Genomic DNA, 17864 nt, shown 5'->3' with positions numbered 1-17864 from the left:
TGTGCTAATCAAGTTTTGTTAAGGCCTTTGAATTTCGTAACAAAAATACATATTGAAAGAAGTCTGTTGTATGATTCGTTTCAGCAGGTATGATATTTTCGCCAAAAAGCCGTGATTTTACAGTTATTAAATCTTGAGAAGTAGCATAGGGTGAATGTGCTGCATTGAGTTTAAATAACGATATACTATTTGGTCGACTTAATTCTTTTAGATCCTGAATGCCTTTCACGAGCATAAGTGGGCCATCTGCATTTACCCAATCTACTTTTTCATCTTCAGGGGTTGGAAATTGAGGATTCTTTGGAAGATACATTTCACTAGCAATGGTATAACTAACAAAGCTAGATACTTTATAGCCGCTACTTTTCAAGCGTGTAGCAAAAGGATCATTGGTTGCATCCTTTCCTTTTTGTAAAACATGAAAAAAACCAAATAGTCCATATAGTTTTTGACCATCAATATGGTGATTTTTAATATAATTTTCCAAATTTAACAGCATAGCTGAATCCCTGGATACGTCAGATTTATCCGCTGTAAAGCTTTTGTCTATGCCAATAACAGTGATTTTTGCCGAATCGGCAAGGTGGCGGTTATAATCATAAATTTCGACCCATTTTTGATATAGCTCTAAACTAGACTGTTGCGGGATACGTTTGCGAATGGAGCGAACCACATCTTTCAGTAGGGCGTTATCTTTTAGCGGCTTGGATAAAAAGCTGTTTAGTTTGTTGGCATTTGTACTATCCATCTCAGCAATGTAATATTTAACACCGAGCTTTTTGTTCAAATAAAATAACAGCTCTTTGTCCAACTTTTGATTGTCTGCGTAGCCATGAATTTCCCCGAGTAAAAAAATATCCGAATTATAGAAACTATTGTCGAATAGAGAATCTACAATACGATCCTTAATCTCCGTTTTATGAAGCTTGAGGTACGCTATATTTTCCGCGTTGGTATTTCCTATAAATATCCGATTGGAAATGAAAAAATAGAGGAATAATAGCCCGATAATAGCCAGTATAGAAAAAAATGTAATCTTAATAAATTTAAAAAACTTTTTCATAAATGAGGTTTTGGCAAAGGTATTATTTTTCAAGGAATGAACCAATAAGTATCCATGCATATAATTAAAATATATGTATTGGTGTTTTTAAAAATTGGGTCATTCTTTAATAGAATCGGGTCATTTTTCAATGACTATTTCCATAGGACGATTGTTGGCGCATAGTGAACCGCTGCGGGCTTATTTTACAGTTTTTTGTACAATAACAGCGATTTTGTAGTTACCCCGTAGCGTTTGTGTCCCTTGTTCCTTGTTCGGGTAAGGGGCGATATCCTGTAATGAAATGGTATATCCGTTGGTGTTGGCAGTTCTTTGGTAACCTCTATCCTGTAGGTCTATTGTTGCGAGCTTTATTGTCGTGGGTTTAGTTGCTTTTTCTGCGATCTCAATTTCTGCTACTGCAACTCCAGACCAGATACAGTTGACGCCTTCAGGGCAACGGCTATCTTCTGAAATACCATTAAATTTGATCTTGATCGGATATTCTCGCAATGATTTTCTTTGCCCCTCAGCTAAGGATACACTTTCTCTCTCTGTTCTATTTCCAATATTTTCCTTTTGCGTTGCACAACCCGCTAGCGAACAGAATCCTAGTCCAATAATAAGCGTTTTATAATTCATCATCTTTACCGAAATAAAACTAGTATAAATGTTATCCAGTTATCTAGTCATTACTACCAAAATTAAGCCATATTTAAGAAAACGTGCTAATCTTTCGACTCTTAATAGCGCTAAGCTCCCACTTGAATCATTGCTGTGGCTTTTGAGCGATTATTGCTGTGATCCATTTTCATAATGATATGATTTTTCAGGTTCGTCACAGCTCGTAAAGAATAAGCTGGTCTTAGCTAGTTTTGATTTATCGAATCTTTCATCTTGCAGAAAGGACATACCTTGCCGGATGTACTTATTTAAATACCGATCGTCTTGCTCAGGATTTCCCGCAAAAAAAGCTTCATTGTCTGATGCAAACTTGCTGATATATCTTTTGGTGACAGGATCTAAAATGTACTGTTCGAGGTCAGGGTAAAATATTGTGTAATGTGCATTGCTAAATATTTCTATGGGGTCGATATAGTTTGCCTGATCATAATCTTTCTTCATGGTCAATATTTCGTTCCAATGCTCTTGATTTGAACCGTCTTGATTTTCTCTTAAAAAACCTCTTTCTCCGCCATAATTGGAGAGCCTGATGGCTAATTTATTACCTTCAGCCAAATATAGGTAAGCGCTGAAATTTTGACGTGCACGTTGGGGCTTGTTATAAGCAGCTATAAAATCATTGAATTTTCCTTCATTGCTATACTGAAAGACTTGATAAGTGCTATCATCTTCCATATACTGATTTTGTACAATAAACTTAAGCGATTGAACCGGTTTGGATTCCTGATGAACAAAAGGGGGGCTGAAACAGTTTGCCTTGTCATTGAAAACCCGATGTGTACTGTCATTATCAAATTGTACATAGGTTTTACCTTCTTCAAAACCTGCCAAATTGATACAAGTACTGTCTGTGAAATTAGGCTTGTGACGCCCATACAGTTGAAATAAAGGGGCTTCATCTGGATAGAAAAGCAGGTAGTCTTTTTCAAAAACATAGAAGCCGAAAACAGATGTAGCATAACCATATAACAGAAATCTGCCATCTTCAAAAAGACAAATCCCGCTATTACCACCATACTGTCCACTGATGGTCTTTGCCTTGTCTTTTCCGTTTGGAAAATAGTGCGTGACTTGCTGTGCTTTACTATTTGTTACCATAAGGATAAGACTAATTAAGCCTAGAATTTTTTTAATGAATGACGTGCTTTTACTTTCTTTCCGCATATCTTTTGTTGTTTATCAAATTTAAACCATTGTAACACTGGTTCAATGGTGGTATTTACAATCCGTGCAGGCATTTTACGATTCGCCGAAACCTGTAATGGGGCAAACTAACACATATTCTTTCGCTTGGTAAATTAGCGGTTTTATCCGTCGTATTTTCAACTTACATTAACATTTTTTTTCCACCTATTAGAACAAAATATACCCCACTTAGACCGCTGGTTCTAATATCTTTGATTCTCGTCTGATGAACACTTCGCCTGCTTTGAATGTTCATGGAAATTTATGATGATTTTATTATAGCCAATAAGATAAATAGATGTCAACACTAACCCGTATAAATGCATATATGCATCTCAAAAAACATATTCGAATGAATGTAATTGCAGATCTTGATATGAGTATTTTCTATTTTAAGAAAAGACCTTTCATCGTGATGGATTTGTCAAATGAAAAGATATATTTCAATGATAGTGGATTAGAATGGTTGCGTTCAGAAAAACAAATAGTGCAGCCTGTTCAATGGACTCGGAGTAAGTATCTTCCCTCCAAAAATTGGGCAGGTATAGCTGTACATAACGTAAAGAATGACTTGATTATTCAGCTAATTGACGAATTTTACTTGGCTACATGTGAAATGGTCGATAAATCCAATTTCCAAGGAAAATTCGTCCGACAAAATAAAGCTTTAGACAGATTTTAATAGATTTAAATGTGATTCGTCCTCCCAGGCGGAATCAAATCATGAAAAACTAGCATTGAAAATAGAAATACAAAAAAGAGTAAATTAGTACGATATGGTGGAAGCAAATCATGCATTGCGTATTAAAATATAAATAATAATGAGGATTAACAGAAAATAGGCTAACTTATATTAGGTATTTTAACCCGTTTTATAGGTACTTTAACTTGTTTTGTCTTTGCTGCTTTTTTTTTAAATTTTTAATTTTCATCTTTAGCGTATTATAAACGTAAAATTTGAGTCCATTACACAACCTTTCTGAAGAAACATTGATTCTTTTATTGAAAAAAAAGAATCAACAGGCTTTTAGTTATCTTTATGATCACTATGCCGATGCACTCTTTGGTGTGGTTTGTCGTATCGTGGTCTCAACGGAGCATGCGGAAGAAGTCATCCAAGATGTATTCGTCAAAATTTGGCGATATATCGATGTTTTCGATGCAGAAAAAGGCCGCCTTTATACCTGGATGATTAACATTGCCCGCAATACAGCCCTCGATCATCGAAAATCAAAAGCTATCGTAAACGAGCAGAAAAACCAACCGCTCTCAAATATCGTAAATAGGGAGGAAGAACAAGATCTAAGTCAGGGCGAACAACACACGAAAGCAGATTTTATTGGATTTAAAAATATTTTAGATAAATTGAAGCCGGAATGGCGAATCTTGATTGAGATGGCCTACTATGAAGGATATACACAACAAGAAATCGCTGAACAGCTTGATGTGCCGCTAGGAACAGTAAAAACACGTACCAGGGCAGCTTTTATACAATTACAACAATTACTAAAAGAGTACCGCTAGTTTTGGATATTAGAGCATACATATCGTCGGGGATTATTGAATCGTACGTTTTGGGACTTGCTTCTGAAGAGGAAGTGAGCATCTTGAATTGTATTCGAAAAAATAATAGCGAAGTGGAACAAGCCATCATCGAAGCAGAGATTGCACTCGAAGATTTGGCCGATAGCCAAGCGATAGAGATGCCTATGCAATTAAAACAGGATATATGGAATAAACTCATTGCAGAAAATCTAGTACCAAACGAAGATCATAAAATTGATGAAACATTAGTACCTTCTTCTACGGACCATAACGACGTAATTGTTATGGATACCGAAAAGAAAACGCTTGTTGCTCGATCATACAAGTGGACTATTGCTGCAAGCCTATTGTTAGCCGTTAGTATTGGTGCTAATATCTTCCTATATCAACGTAAACAAGATACAGCGAATAAGCTAAATCAGACGACGTCCTTACTTGATGCTGAGCAGGCAAAACTTGCTACCCTACAGGATAAATGGGCTCTCGTTCAAAATCCAGCAATAAAAACAATCCCTCTGAAGGGGGTAGAAACTAAACCCGATTACCTTGCTTTGGTATTCTGGGATCAAGTATCAAAGACGGTTTATCTGAGTATTGAGCACATGCCTGTTGCACCCAAAGGTAAGCAATATCAACTGTGGGCAATGGTCGATGGTAAACCTGTTAATGCCGGTGTTTTTCCACTTGACTTAAAAGGAGATACAGCAAGTAAGATGCTGGATATTCCAAAGGCCCAGGCTTTTGCTATTACCCTCGAAGATGAAGGCGGCAAAGATGTACCGACACTCACAGCATTATGTGTAATGGGGAGTATATAAAAAACAATGCCCTGATGGGATAAACCGATCAGGACATGCTAAAAACAGGTAAACTACGTCTTTTGTTAGGATTTTATAAAAAGACCTGCAATATTAAGTACAGCTTCTGCAGTTAGAGGTTCATCGAAAGACTGGGTTGCTGCATTGGTCGAAATTTTCCCCATGGCACCTGCCAATGTTGTAATATCCACTCCCGCTTGTGTTATATTATTTTCGCCTGCATATACCGGATCGACAACTGCGCCAATACCACTGTCATTACTTCCTGTAATCCAAGGTTTTTGATTGGCAGCTCCACCTCCGCGAGCACGACGCATTTGGCGGATATGAGAGGCATGTCGTGCCTCAACAGAATGGATCTGAAGCGCCGCAGTCAGTACAACACGATTGCCGAGTAAAATTCCCGCTTGCCCTTTATAAGCTCTTACCCCGGTGTCTTCAAATGCTTGTGCGATAGCTAAAAATGTGTCGTAGTCACTGAAAACATTGCCGAAAGTCCCCCCAGCGGTGAAATCAAAGGTTGGCTTTGAAACAGCTTTATTGCCTAATACCTGTTTAAGAAAATTCACATGTGCAATTTCATGGTCACGAATGGTGGTTATCGCACCGAGTGGTTTACCTGTGGGGATAAGACCTGCTTTGGCAACAGCCATAGTGTAGTATTCTGCTTCGAGATATTCCAAAGTCAACGCATAGTTGAGTACTCCATTGACATCTGTGGGAGCCGTAGCACCATAAGCTTTTTTAAAGAGCTCACCTATCATAAAGGGCAGGGCAGCCAAAGTTATTTTTTTGCTCATTGAAGCCAAACTTTTAATTGCTTCGCGACGAGGGCTGATGCGATCGCTGAATTCAGGATCTACAGCATTTATTTGTTCAAAAACGTTTAAGAGATTCATGATAATCAGTTTTTAGGTGAATTAATAAGTTGGTAGATCGCTCACATCAATCTTGGATTTAATAAATGGCGCTGCGGCACTAAGGACAACGCTTGGACTCTTTGCGACATCAAGACCATTTGAATCCACTACTTCCTGATTGGCAAAGCTACCATTGTCGATCATATCCCTGACCCAGGCGGCATGTCTAGCTTCAACAGACACGATCTTGCCAGCCAACAGTAAATAATTGACATCTTTTATTAACCATCCAGCACCATTGTAGGCCGAAACGCCAAGATCTTCAAATGTTTTTGCTGTTGCCAGTACCGTTTCGCGGCTGCTGAAATTGATACCGCCTAAATTAAATTCAAGACTTGAAATGGCTTTGGCCCCTAGGGCTACCTTGAAAAACTCACGATGAGCAATTTCATGATCACGGATATCCGTAAAAAAAGTTTTTTCCATGTCCGTCATGCCACTATAGGGGTTGTTGACTAGCTGGATATAAAATGCAGCTTCAAGTTGTTCAAGTGCATAGGCATAATTTAGGATGGCAATGTCGCCGCTACCAAAGTACATGCCCTTACCACCGTTATCCATGCCATCATCGTGGTCTTTTTTGCAGCTCGACATACCCAGGATGGCTAATGTAGCAGCACTGGCTCCTGCATATTTTAAAAAATCTCTTCGTCTGAGATCTCTTTTGTCCATGTCACTATTGGAGTTCAATAGTGTTTCGTTGTGGGAGGTTATCTTTTCCATAACAAAAGTCTTTTAGTTTATAATTTTTTTCTGTACTTATACCCATTTACGACTTTTTGGAAAGCTTGGATTTCATAAATTCTTTTTTTTTAAAATATATTTTTGGCATTGAAAAACCGATATAATCTTCTCCCTTTTGGGAACCGAAGGCAGAACGGCGCTTATTATCGGTGATCTTTTAATCTAATAGTTTGTTTTTTATTTAAAACTATTTTAACACAGCGGTGTTCATGATTATATTTTATCATGCTATTACCGCTGGTTTTCTACTTTTTACGATAGACTAAGAAAAGTTAAAACCAAATCGATATTAATTGGGCATTGGAATGATTCAAATCAATCGTTAAAGATTAGTGAAATATTATTTGTACGTTAGCGCATGCTATACATTTGGACCTATAAAGACTTCGAAGATAAAATTATTAACAATACAGGCTTTTGAATGAACGCTAAATTATCGCCAAAGAATGAATCAGATCGGATACGCGTGTTGCATGAATACGAAATTTTAAACACAGCAGCCGAGGAAGAGTTTGACCGCATTACGAAAATTGCATCACTAGTGTGCGGTACACCCATCTCATTGATTTCACTAGTGGATAAGGATATGCAGTGGTTTAAATCGCGGGTTGGCTTGGAGATAGACGAAACAACGCGCGATGTTTCTTTTTGCCAATATACGCTGGAAGAAGATCAGCTGATGGAAGTTGAGGACGCCAAAAAAGACGATCGCTTCAAATCGAATGAACTCGTTACCTTAGAACCAAACATTCGTTATTATGCTGGATTACCATTAATCGATCCCAACGGATATGCCTTAGGGGCCTTATGTGTTATTGATCGTGTTCCAAGGCAGCTCGATCAGCATCAAAAAGAGATCCTAACCCTTCTTCGGGATGAGGTTGTCGCGCTTATTGTCAACAGAAAAGAAAAAGAAAAGTATAAAGAAAGTGAACAAAAACTGAAAGCATTTTTCGATAACTCTCAGGGACTTATGTGTACGCATGATCTGAAGGGCAATTTTATAGCCGTCAATGAAGCTGGAGCCAAGACTTTGGGCTATACACGGGAGGAGATTCAGTTACGATCACTTTTTGATATTGTCCCATCGGAGGGGCACAAGAATTTACAGGACTATCTGGGCGCAATTGTTCAACGCGGAACAATCAAAGGAGAAATGCGAACCTTGACACGCTCGGGTGAGACGCGTATCTGGATGTTTAATAACATTTTGCAGACCAATGGGAACAAAATACCCTATGTGATTGGCAATGCCGTGGATATTACGGAACAGCATTTTCTAGAAAAGGAACTGAAGCATGCCCAAGCAACATTGATGCGGACTGGAAGGGTAGCTAGAATTGGAGGCTGGGAATATACGCCTGCTGATGGGAAGATTGTTTGGTCCGAAATTACGCGAGAAATTCATGAAGTACCCGAAGACTATGAACCAGAGCTAACAACTGCGTTACAGTTCTATAAAGCGGGATCAAGTAGGAATAAAATACGGACTGCCATTGAACATGCACTCGCTACGGGAGAAGCTTGGGATTTGGAGCTTGAGATTGTCACCTTCGCTGGTCATGAACTGTGGATACGTGCATTGGGAAATGCTGATTTTGAAAATGGCCATTGCGTTCGTTTATACGGTACCTTTCAGGATATTGATAAGCGTAAACGCATCGAAGCAGAGTCTTCGAATTCAAAAAAACTGCTTTCAGAAGTATTGGATGCAACCTCCGCTGTAGCTATTATCGCGACCGATACGACTGGTGTAGTCACATTGTTTAATACAGGAGCGGAAAACCTTTTGGGATACCGCAGTGAAGAGGTCATTGGGAAATTGGGGCTTGAACATTTTCATTTGAAAGAGGAGCTCGTGTTGAGAGCTAAGGAACTGGAAGTTGAATTAGGACGTTCGGTAGATAAACTTCGTTTCTTTGTAGATATGGCAGAGCTGCATGGTGCTGAACAGCGAGAGTGGACCTATTGTCGAAAAGATGGATCTAGATTGTATGTTTCCTTAGCCGTTACATTTATTCGGGATATTAACGAAAATGTTATCGGTTATCTTGCGATTGCAACTGATATTAGCAGGATTATTCATCAACGGGAAGAGCTAGAAAAGGCGAAATTAGTAGCTGAACAGGCAAGTGCAGCAAAATCACAATTTTTGGCAAATATGAGCCATGAGCTTCGTACACCTTTGAATGGGATTGTTGGCTTTACCGATTTGTTGCTTGGGACAGCACTTGAAGATACTCAACGGGAATATCTGAGTATCGTTGATCAATCAGCCAATTTATTGCTTGGAATTGTAAACGACATTCTAGATTTCTCTAAAATTGAGGCTGGCAAACTAGAACTGGATGTTGAACAGACGGATCTTCAGGACTTGGTTATTCAACTGACAAACTTTCTCAATATGCAGATCAAAGCCAAAAATTTAGAGTTTTATCTGAATATCGCGGCCGATGTGCCACATTATATTTGGGTTGATGCCCTCCGTATCAAGCAAGTATTGATGAATTTATTGAGCAACGCCACAAAATTTACCGAGAAGGGAACCATTGAACTCAGCATTACATTAGAATCACATGATGCCACCCAGGCTGTTCTGTGCTTTAGCGTCAAAGATACAGGCATAGGTATCAAAGAGGACAATGTGGAACGGATATTTGATGCATTCACACAGGAAGATAACTCGATGACTAAACGTTATGGGGGAACTGGCCTTGGACTAACAATATCGAATAAACTGCTTAAAATGATGGGCAGTGAATTGAAATTGGAGAGTACCTTTGGTGCCGGTAGTCGTTTCTTTTTCACTATTAATGTTCCCGCCGTTTGGGAAATTAATGCGTGGGATGGATTAAAAAAAATAAAGGATGTACTAATTGTTGCAGAGGAAGAGTCGGAGCGAAATGATTTGGATCGGATGTTATCGTTAAAGAAGATTAATACCGTGCATGCAAAAACTGGATTTGAGGTATTACAGATATTAAAAAAGGGACATCATTTTGATGCAATTTTGATCGATCATCAATTGCCTATCATCAGCGGTATTGAAACGATACAGAATATTCGTGAAAAAAATTTCGATAACAATACTGAGCCGACCATTATTCCTATTTTTAGTTCGAATCAGCAGGATATAGAACAGCTATGTCATTCCGTGGCCATAAGTAGATGGTTAGTCAAACCCTTTACGCCGGAGGAGCTGTATACAGCTTTAGTAAAGGTGAACGTTTCTTAGTTTGAAGTAAGCTCTCAAAGTTGCATGAGCCGTATTTACGACCTAAGTTATCCATTTATGCACAGTTAATAGGTTCTCTTGATAGGGCGATGATGAAGTGTCTGATTTCCTTTGAATATGATTTTTGATTTCTAGCGTATCAAGAGCATGTTTATTATCGCAAGTTTCGGATTTTACAGCATTATCTTTCTGGATAGCTTTGTGTTGGATAATAAATAAAACACCATGCAAATTTTTAAAGATAAAGTCATCCTGATTACAGGGGCTAATAGAGGGATAGGAAAGTCACTGGTAAGTGCATTGCTCAATAACGGTGCAGGGAAGATATATGCAACCTGCCGGGATTTAAAAAATATGCCAGCATTCAACGATCATCGAATCGTACCGCTGCAACTAGATATTACCGATGTTAAACAAGTAGAAATGAGTGCGCTAGCAGCCCCAGATACTGAGATTCTGATTAACAATGCAGGAACCTTAAATCCAGGGAATATGCTACAAGGAGAAGTATTGGCGATGGAAAATGATCTGAAGGTAAATTATTTTGGAACAATAAACATGATGCGTGCATTTGCTCCAATTCTGATAAAGAATAGGCCATCTATCATGATCAACATTGTTTCGATTGCCGCCTATTCGCCTTTACCTTCTATTGCTGGGTACGCTGCTTCCAAAGCAGCACTTTATTCTGCTACACAATCTGTTCGAATTGAACTGGCTAAAAAGGATGTGACAGTATATGCTGTTAATCCGGGAGCAATTGATACCGATATGAACAAGGGAAGTGATTGGGATATGCCAGATCCAGATCGTATCGCAATAAAGATAGTAGAAAGTGTCGCAGCCGGAAACCTCGATATAGTCCCGGATGAAATGGGACAAGGTATGTATGCCGCATGGCGAGAAGAGCCTGCGAAATTATCAAAAATATTTTCTGATCTCTATCATCAAGAAAATTAGATGTTCACTATTGTTCGGCGCTATCGATGTTTATGAGTAGCGCCGAACAGTATGCTGACGATAAAAGAAGACGCTGTCTCCAAAGTCGATTTTACAATTCGGATTCAAATAAAATTTGAAACTTTATTACATTAAATGGAAAAGGACCAAGATCGCTTCGAAATGCAACGATTGACTATTCTTTTGATTTTAGGTATGGGATACGATATTGTTCATCAAATCTTTTCTTGTCATCGCGATAACTACTGACTGCGCCGAGTTTATGCATCATTTTGATATAACACCAAGCGAGGTCAATCTGATAAGGCTTAAAACCACTCCGTGCACTCTTAGGATATAAATGATGGTTGTTGTGCCATTCACCCGCTACAATGCCGGGCCATAACTGATTTATCGATTTGTCTTTCTCATTGAAATCGATACCTTCACGTTGTTTGTCCTCACCTTTTGCATGCCCTTCATAGTTGAATGTGCGCACACCGACTGCCCAAAAGCCGGCGGCTCCAAAGAGTGTACAGGCAAGTGCGTGACCACCGATTAAATAAAAGGCGGCATACCAAAAAGCCCAGTTTAATATCCAGGATCCTATTGCATGTGAAGGATTGACGTACGACCCCCACTTTTGATATTGCGCATAACTATTAGCTGTTACACCCGTGTGTCGCATAAGCAATTTGACGCGGTTATAGGAATTTTCCGTAAGGTTCTTAGCAATAGGCTGGTGATTTACATCGGCTAAAAAACAGTATAGAAAGCCAGCTTGGGCATTATAGGGATCACCCGGTTTATCGGATTTTGCGTGGTGAACATGATGTGAAATAACATATATTTCTTCGGGAATTACATTGATGGTCAAATTCTGCGTGAAAAAACGCCAGAAACCGTTGCGGAATTTAAATGCGCCGTGTGTCGCAAATCGATGATGCCATATCGTTCCATGGGTCCCCATAACGATCATACTGTACAGGAACGCGGCTAACACAGTCCACCAACTGAAATGGTAAACCAAAAAGATGATAAAAAAGGGGATGAGGCAAGCTACTTTTAGCCAGCTAAAAAAGGGTAACCAATTTCTTTTATCTTTAAAAATATTGAGGCGTTTGAAGAATTCGCTGAAAATTTCTTTTTTGCTTGGCTTTACGAGGTTTCCATCGTTGTCTTTCCATCCGTAGGTAGGAACTTGCAGAACATGGTCTAAAAAGGGCATTTGTGGTTGATGTAAATTATAATATTTGCTAAAGCTACCATTTAACATCGTTAAAAAGTGTTAATACGAAAAGTTTAACATATCCTTAAGATGTATCAAGCTATTCGAGAAGGACGAAATAGCTTGCTGGAAGCTATAATATAAATAAGCAAAGGCATCACGATTAATGCTTATTTTACCATAAAGTGATACGGAATTTAAAGGGAGTTTATAGCTATTCATCCGAATGAGGTCCCTATAAGGTCCGTATGAAGTCCCTATAAGGTCCGTATGAAGTCCCTATAAGGTCCCTGTTATTTTTAAAGTTTTAAGGGCCATATTCTAACACTTTTTATACTATTGTTCTTTAATGAATTTCATCTCAAACCCATTCTCTTTTCTTACGACTTGTTTCAGGTCAGGCGTAAATTGAAGTTCTATTCCAAGCCCCATTTTGAAGAGATCATTTCCAAGATAATCGAGCGCTACATTTTCTTGACTGGGGGCCTCTAAAATAAGCATACTGTCTTTCTGTACAAAGGTGAGCTTAAATGCGGGCGATATCTCGGCAGCATAGGTGCCCAAATAGCGCTCGATATGTTCGATAGCCCGTTTTTTTACCTCATAAGGTTCTATGGCGGTAATATTTTCCATATTTTCTAAACGTGCCATCAATCCCCATCCATAAAAATCATTGGATATTCCAATGAGCAATTGGTTTTCACCTTTTTTAAGTTTTAAGCGGGTATTCCCGTTCTGTACAGATATCCTTCCGTCGGGATACCTTTTCATATTCTGCCTAAAGATATTTTTGTCTGTGTAGGTAATCTGATCATTTAGGTAAAGCCATATTTCATCTGAGAATCCGAGCTGGAGATTAGCTAATGTAGGTTCTTGTGCTGTAATAATAGTTTTTAGCCATATTATCCGACGCTTTTCGGCACTACCGAAGCGTCTTGTAAGGTTTACCAATCCATACCGCTCGGTTGCTATTTTTTCCGTGAAGGCTTCGTCTTTCGGCAGGTCACGAAAAGTAGTTGGTTCTCGCCCTTCTTCCAAAGTCGTGGGTTGGGTTATCGACCAACTTCGGATATAATTGGCCTCATGTCGGGTCAGGTCCACACCTTCGGCTTGCGGTAGGTTCTCAATTTCATTAGGTTTAATCTCGATATTACTGATGTATGCATCGCCGTCGAAGGCAATGCTTCCAGTATTTTCTCGTCCCTCGAGTTTTGGTACGGTCAATCTCAAGCTGTTATTGACAAAAACCTGCATTTGCACACCTGATATGACGAGTTTAATATGATTCCATTCTTCTGTTTTAGCAGCCGCAGGTGCCTGATATTGGGGATAGATGTCCCACATGTTGACACCGTCTAAGATGGGACAGTACTGAATGCCTTCATTAGCGAATGGATGAGCCATTTTAGGAACTCGGAGATAGACAATCTCCTGTTCTTTTTCATTTTTTCGATGAAAATAAATGGCGCTGGCGAACTCTGTTTTTGAAGGTATCACATCATACTCGATGGTTCCGTCTTTAAAAATTAAGTCTTTAATCACGACCGGACCAGATGCTGGAGCGATTTTCATTGCTTTACGACCTTTAAAGTTTAGAAAATCAACTTTTCCGTGCTGGAAGGACCATTGTTCTGCGTTTAATGGAATGCTCTTGCTTATTGATGCTTTGCTATTTTTTTCTTGAGTATAACTTTGTAATAGAATGACCCATATGAAGGCTAGTGTCAAAAATATCTTTTTCATGTTAATTAAATTTTTGATAAATTTAACGGATAGACCTTATTTCAACTCGCTCAACCTTGCGGCAAGTTTATTCAAGTTTGTTCAAGCAGATTGTTTGTTTTTAAAATGTTGATATATAATAAATTATGGTTAAGTTGAGTGATCCCGAATTGTTTCTGCATCTTAAGAATTCCATTGAAAATCAACTTGAATGGGGGGAAACAGCTCATTGGAGTACAGCTGATTTTGAAAAACTTTCGGACAAGATACAGGAGAAAACGGGAGTAATACTTAGTGTTTCTACGTTGAAGCGGATTTTTGGTAGGATTGATTACCAGAGCAAACCAGCCCTCACGACATTAAATACATTGGCGCGCTACGTTGATCATGAGGACTGGCGGGCTTTTCGGAATGCTTATGCACAGAAATATATACCGCAGGAGCAGGCATTGCATAAATCCGCTTTTGAACCAAAGGTGAAGAAGAGAAAACAGCACGGTCCTATATTTATTATCGCTATTTCATCTGTTTTCGTCCTTGTCTTGGTCGGACTTTTCGGTAATAGGTTTATTCCAAATAAGAAGCCTATTAATAATAGTGCCTTCCACTTCTCGTCGAAGACAATGCTGACAGAAGGCTTGCCAAATTCGGTCGTTTTTAATTACGATGCTTCTGCTGCAAATGAAAACGATTCGGTATTTATTGCACAAAGTTGGGACACCAGCCGTAAGATACAGGTGGATAGAAAGGGCAAACACCATTCTGCGATTTATTATTATCCAGGTTACTTTAGAGCTAAACTGATTATTGGGAATAAAATTGTTCGAGAACATGATATACAGATTAAAACCAATGGCTGGCTAGGATTAGTAGAAGCAGCCTCGGGAAAGGAGCCTTTGTATTTCAAAAAAACTGAAATCGTGTTACCCCATGAAACTGCCATTACTCAGGAATTGTTGAATAGCTATAACGTCGACCTCCTCCCTGATGCTCCACTGGTAAGACTTTACAATCAAAAGGATATGACAGGAGTTATGACCGACAACTTTAGTTTTGAAACAGACATCAAAACAGGAGCGAGCAATAATGGTAATAATTGCCAGCGTGTGGAAGTACTCTTACAGGCTAAAAACGATATCATCATTGTACCTTTAGTAAATACAGCCTGTATCGGTGACATAGCTCTTACAGCTGGTGGCTTTTATACGGATAGCAAACAAGATGACCTCAGTGGATTTGGCTGCGATCTTTCCAAGTGGACCAAGCTTAAAATAGTTTGTAAAAATCAGCAGGTTAAATTTTGGATCAATGATAAACCTACATACACTACGATGATTAAAAATGCACCAACTGAAATAGTTGGTCTGCAATATCGTTTTAAAGGGGCAGGTTTTGTTAGAAATACCCGTTTAAGTGGGTCGGAGAGGAAGGATATTAGTTTTTGATAGGTAAACCAATTATGCATATGATGATACTAAAAAAGATATTTCCTTTTTTATTTTTCTTACCGCTAGCTTGCTTGGCTCAGCAAGAAAAAGGAAAGCCTTTCGAAATACAATTTGATATCTCGGGACTTTCCAATGGCGCAAAGCTTCAATTGAATAGCTTCCAGGAAGGTGGTCGGTCCTATGACGTCATACTTAAGGATGGAAAATGTGCCATAAAAGGAACTCTAGAGGAGCCTTCTTTATATGTACTAACGGCAAAGCCCAATTTGAGGGCAGTCATCTGGATTGAACCGGCTCGCATGAAGATATTAGGCGATAGTTTACATTTTTCGGATATAGCGGTGCTGAATTCCAGATCACAGGCTGATGCCATCCCAATCAATAGGCAACTGGATCCCATGTGGAAAGGAGCAGCTGAGCTTGACCGAAAAATTGAAATTGAAACCGATTCGGTCCAACTGGTGGAGTTGAAAATAGCATCGGACCATTATTATCGGTCCATCAGACAGTTGAGAGTCCACAATATTTTTGATAAAACACCGTCTTATCCACTTATGCAGGAACTCTATTTCTTAAGGACATCATTGACAAGAGATTCCTTGCAGTTGGCTTTTGATAGGTTTCCTCAGAATATGAAAAAAAGTAGAACAGGACGGTTCTTAAAGGAATTTCTCCAAGCAAAGGAACTTAGAAGAGGGGATCTGGCTCCAGCTTTTATTGTCAAAGACCTTAATAATAATGATGTGAATTTGACTGATTTTCGGGGAAAGATTGTTGTTCTCGATTTTTGGGCTGCTTGGTGTGTGCCTTGTAGAAAAAGTAATAAGAAGCTACCGATGTTGTATGCTAAATATAAAAAACGAGGTCTAGAGATCCTATCTTTTAACCTAGACACAAATAGGGAGATTTGGAAGAAAGCAGCGGTCGAAGACGGCATATCCTGGACCAATGTGGGCGATCAGCAAGCGCTGAATAGCAAAACAGCAATTAACTATCGGGTGCAGGGATTACCAAAGGTTTATATCATTGATCGAAATGGTTTTATCATAGATACCGGAGGATCTGGGGTGGACCTAGAACGGACTATAGAAGAATCTCTCGATCCTTTGCTTTAAGATCCAGTATAAAAAATAGAGTAGGAGCAGAGGGGGAGGTTATGACCTTTCCTAAATGCAGGAAAGGTCTTTCTCCAATGACGTATGTTTTATTCTTCTGATGTGTTCTTTAGTTGCATTAAGAGCGTGTAGGCATTTTTGCTAACGATTTTCTTCCCTTCAAAATCGCGGTAATTCAATACCTTCACTAGTCCTTTTTGAGGCTCCTCAACTGCTATTTCCGCCAGGCGATAATTGCTGTTTCCTTCCGATATGAATACATAATTTTTTCCTTCAAAGTCTACGATACTTTCTTCAGGCAGAGCGTGCCCCAACGTAGCCGTTGTTTGTATTTCAGCATTCATGTATACACCAGGTATCATATTCTGATCATATTTGTCCAAATGACAATGCACATCTGTCATGCCGGAGGGATCGACATCTTTGCCGATCAAATGGATTTTTCCATTGTACTTTTTACTTGGGTTAGCATTGGAGTACGCCAATAGAAGCTGTCCAGGGTGAAGCTGTTCAAGATCCTTTTCATAGACTTTGAGGTTCAGATGGATATCCGTTGGATTGATCAATTCGAAGAGGATATCCGAAGGATTCACATATTTCCCGATGTTGACATTAACCTTGCTCACATACCCATCTATAGTGCTGTATACGGGAGCACTTTTTCGAATATTTCCAGCAGAAACTGTACTGGGCTGAATATGTATGAGCTCTAGCTGTTTTGCAATGGCATTCATTATAATCTGTTGACTGTTCATTTCGGCCTGAGCTTGCTGCATTACTTTATCGCTACTCGCCTGATTCTGGTTGAGTTCCTTTTGACGTCTGAAGTCAAGCTGGGCAAAATGTAACTTTGATTGGGCCGAGAGATAATCTTGCTGAAGCTGCACAAACTGTGGATTTTCCACAACTGCTATAACATCTCCTTTTGAAACCTTCATACCAGGAAGCAGCTTGGTACTTTTTAAGTATCCTCCTAAAGGAATACTTACCGACACGAAGTTTTGAGGCGGAACATCTATTTTTCCATTGACTTTTATGATGTTGGTTATCGGTTCGTCCGCAAGCGTTACTATTTCTAAATGCACATTTCGCAACTGGGCATCTGTTAGCGAAACCAGGTTTTCGTCTTTAGGGCCTGGTGGCGTGGAGGCTGCACTTTCCGTATTTCGATGGCAGGAAATACAGAGTACAGCCAACACATAAACCATATAGTGGGATAAAAGATTTTTCGTTTTCATT

Annotated in this window: 15 protein-coding genes; 7 read left to right on the top strand and 8 right to left on the bottom strand. The window is 39.2% G+C overall.

The window, feature by feature from the left end:
- Positions 1 to 4 precede the first annotated feature (4 nt).
- The 3 genes from B3P16_RS07330 to B3P16_RS07320 form a co-directional block, all read right to left on the bottom strand.
- On the bottom strand, positions 5 to 1063 hold the full coding sequence (locus B3P16_RS07330; protein WP_115050138.1) for a hypothetical protein: 1059 nt from the start codon (positions 1061 to 1063) through the stop codon (positions 5 to 7).
- A 180-nt stretch (positions 1064 to 1243) separates the two neighbouring features.
- Entirely contained in the window at positions 1244 to 1687 is a 444-nt protein-coding gene (locus B3P16_RS07325) for a hypothetical protein (protein ID WP_286726834.1), read from the bottom strand.
- 147 nt (positions 1688 to 1834) lie between these two features.
- Positions 1835 to 2890 (bottom strand): hypothetical protein, encoded by a 1056-nt coding sequence (locus B3P16_RS07320; RefSeq protein ID WP_286842138.1) that lies wholly within the window; start codon positions 2888 to 2890, stop codon positions 1835 to 1837.
- A gap of 373 nt (positions 2891 to 3263) precedes the next feature.
- Between B3P16_RS07320 and B3P16_RS07315 the strand changes: the two genes are divergently transcribed.
- The 3 genes from B3P16_RS07315 to B3P16_RS07305 all read left to right on the top strand — a co-directional run bounded on the left by B3P16_RS07315 (position 3264) and on the right by B3P16_RS07305 (position 5274).
- Positions 3264 to 3593 (top strand): hypothetical protein, encoded by a 330-nt coding sequence (locus B3P16_RS07315; RefSeq protein ID WP_286842137.1) that lies wholly within the window; start codon positions 3264 to 3266, stop codon positions 3591 to 3593.
- A gap of 275 nt (positions 3594 to 3868) precedes the next feature.
- On the top strand, positions 3869 to 4435 hold the full coding sequence (locus tag B3P16_RS07310) for an RNA polymerase sigma factor (protein ID WP_112375870.1): 567 nt from the start codon (positions 3869 to 3871) through the stop codon (positions 4433 to 4435).
- A 2-nt stretch (positions 4436 to 4437) separates the two neighbouring features.
- Complete coding sequence (locus tag B3P16_RS07305; RefSeq protein ID WP_112375871.1) at positions 4438 to 5274, top strand: anti-sigma factor; 837 nt, start codon at positions 4438 to 4440, stop codon at positions 5272 to 5274.
- A 65-nt stretch (positions 5275 to 5339) separates the two neighbouring features.
- Here the strand turns inward: B3P16_RS07305 and B3P16_RS07300 are convergent, their stop codons facing one another.
- Together B3P16_RS07300 and B3P16_RS07295 are read right to left on the bottom strand one after the other, a co-directional pair.
- Positions 5340 to 6074: a ferritin-like domain-containing protein gene (locus B3P16_RS07300; RefSeq protein ID WP_312440498.1), complete on the bottom strand. Its 735-nt coding sequence runs from the start codon at positions 6072 to 6074 to the stop codon at positions 5340 to 5342.
- A gap of 120 nt (positions 6075 to 6194) precedes the next feature.
- Positions 6195 to 6917, bottom strand: a complete 723-nt coding sequence (locus B3P16_RS07295; protein ID WP_046675105.1) for a ferritin-like domain-containing protein — start codon at positions 6915 to 6917, stop codon at positions 6195 to 6197.
- 442 nt (positions 6918 to 7359) lie between these two features.
- On the opposite strand from B3P16_RS07295, the gene B3P16_RS07290 reads away from it, so the two are divergent.
- Both B3P16_RS07290 and B3P16_RS07285 read left to right on the top strand, forming a co-directional pair.
- Positions 7360 to 10173: a PAS domain S-box protein gene (locus B3P16_RS07290; protein ID WP_286842135.1), complete on the top strand. Its 2814-nt coding sequence runs from the start codon at positions 7360 to 7362 to the stop codon at positions 10171 to 10173.
- A 225-nt stretch (positions 10174 to 10398) separates the two neighbouring features.
- On the top strand, positions 10399 to 11133 hold the full coding sequence (locus B3P16_RS07285; protein ID WP_046675106.1) for an SDR family NAD(P)-dependent oxidoreductase: 735 nt from the start codon (positions 10399 to 10401) through the stop codon (positions 11131 to 11133).
- A gap of 175 nt (positions 11134 to 11308) precedes the next feature.
- Here the strand turns inward: B3P16_RS07285 and B3P16_RS07280 are convergent, their stop codons facing one another.
- Entirely contained in the window at positions 11309 to 12388 is a 1080-nt protein-coding gene (locus tag B3P16_RS07280) for a fatty acid desaturase (RefSeq protein ID WP_286842133.1), read from the bottom strand.
- A gap of 288 nt (positions 12389 to 12676) precedes the next feature.
- Positions 12677 to 14083 carry a hypothetical protein gene (locus B3P16_RS07275; protein WP_286842131.1) on the bottom strand — a complete coding sequence of 469 codons (1407 nt, stop codon included), beginning with the start codon at positions 14081 to 14083 and terminating at the stop codon, positions 12677 to 12679.
- Positions 14084 to 14208: 125 nt separating this feature from the next.
- Between B3P16_RS07275 and B3P16_RS07270 the strand changes: the two genes are divergently transcribed.
- Positions 14209 to 15507 (top strand): hypothetical protein, encoded by a 1299-nt coding sequence (locus tag B3P16_RS07270; RefSeq protein ID WP_070566861.1) that lies wholly within the window; start codon positions 14209 to 14211, stop codon positions 15505 to 15507.
- 20 nt (positions 15508 to 15527) lie between these two features.
- Positions 15528 to 16625 carry a TlpA disulfide reductase family protein gene (locus B3P16_RS07265; protein ID WP_172462472.1) on the top strand — a complete coding sequence of 366 codons (1098 nt, stop codon included), beginning with the start codon at positions 15528 to 15530 and terminating at the stop codon, positions 16623 to 16625.
- Between the two features lie 89 nt (positions 16626 to 16714).
- Here B3P16_RS07265 and B3P16_RS07260 read toward each other — a convergent pair whose 3' ends face one another.
- A complete protein-coding gene (locus B3P16_RS07260) occupies positions 16715 to 17863 on the bottom strand; it encodes an efflux RND transporter periplasmic adaptor subunit (protein WP_286842128.1) in 1149 nt (382 codons plus the stop codon).
- Position 17864 lies beyond the last annotated feature (1 nt).

Origin of the sequence: Sphingobacterium sp. UBA7631, assembly GCF_002483935.1 — a bacterium.
Lineage (GTDB): Bacteria > Bacteroidota > Bacteroidia > Sphingobacteriales > Sphingobacteriaceae > Sphingobacterium > Sphingobacterium multivorum.
Note: the sequence above shows the minus strand (reverse complement) of the source record. Positions and strands in the feature narration are given on the sequence as shown.

Coding starts and splice junctions, on each gene's coding strand:
- B3P16_RS07330 (WP_115050138.1), bottom strand. CDS start 1,063: ATGAAAAAGTTTTTTAAATTTATTAAGATTACATTTTTTTCTATACTG.
- B3P16_RS07325 (WP_286726834.1), bottom strand. CDS start 1,687: ATGATGAATTATAAAACGCTTATTATTGGACTAGGATTCTGTTCGCTA.
- B3P16_RS07320 (WP_286842138.1), bottom strand. CDS start 2,890: ATGCGGAAAGAAAGTAAAAGCACGTCATTCATTAAAAAAATTCTAGGC.
- B3P16_RS07315 (WP_286842137.1), top strand. CDS start 3,264: ATGAATGTAATTGCAGATCTTGATATGAGTATTTTCTATTTTAAGAAA.
- B3P16_RS07300 (WP_312440498.1), bottom strand. CDS start 6,074: ATGAGCAAAAAAATAACTTTGGCTGCCCTGCCCTTTATGATAGGTGAG.
- B3P16_RS07295 (WP_046675105.1), bottom strand. CDS start 6,917: ATGGAAAAGATAACCTCCCACAACGAAACACTATTGAACTCCAATAGT.
- B3P16_RS07290 (WP_286842135.1), top strand. CDS start 7,360: ATGAACGCTAAATTATCGCCAAAGAATGAATCAGATCGGATACGCGTG.
- B3P16_RS07285 (WP_046675106.1), top strand. CDS start 10,399: ATGCAAATTTTTAAAGATAAAGTCATCCTGATTACAGGGGCTAATAGA.
- B3P16_RS07280 (WP_286842133.1), bottom strand. CDS start 12,388: ATGTTAAATGGTAGCTTTAGCAAATATTATAATTTACATCAACCACAA.
- B3P16_RS07275 (WP_286842131.1), bottom strand. CDS start 14,083: ATGAAAAAGATATTTTTGACACTAGCCTTCATATGGGTCATTCTATTA.
- B3P16_RS07270 (WP_070566861.1), top strand. CDS start 14,209: ATGGTTAAGTTGAGTGATCCCGAATTGTTTCTGCATCTTAAGAATTCC.
- B3P16_RS07265 (WP_172462472.1), top strand. CDS start 15,528: ATGATGATACTAAAAAAGATATTTCCTTTTTTATTTTTCTTACCGCTA.
- B3P16_RS07260 (WP_286842128.1), bottom strand. CDS start 17,863: ATGAAAACGAAAAATCTTTTATCCCACTATATGGTTTATGTGTTGGCT.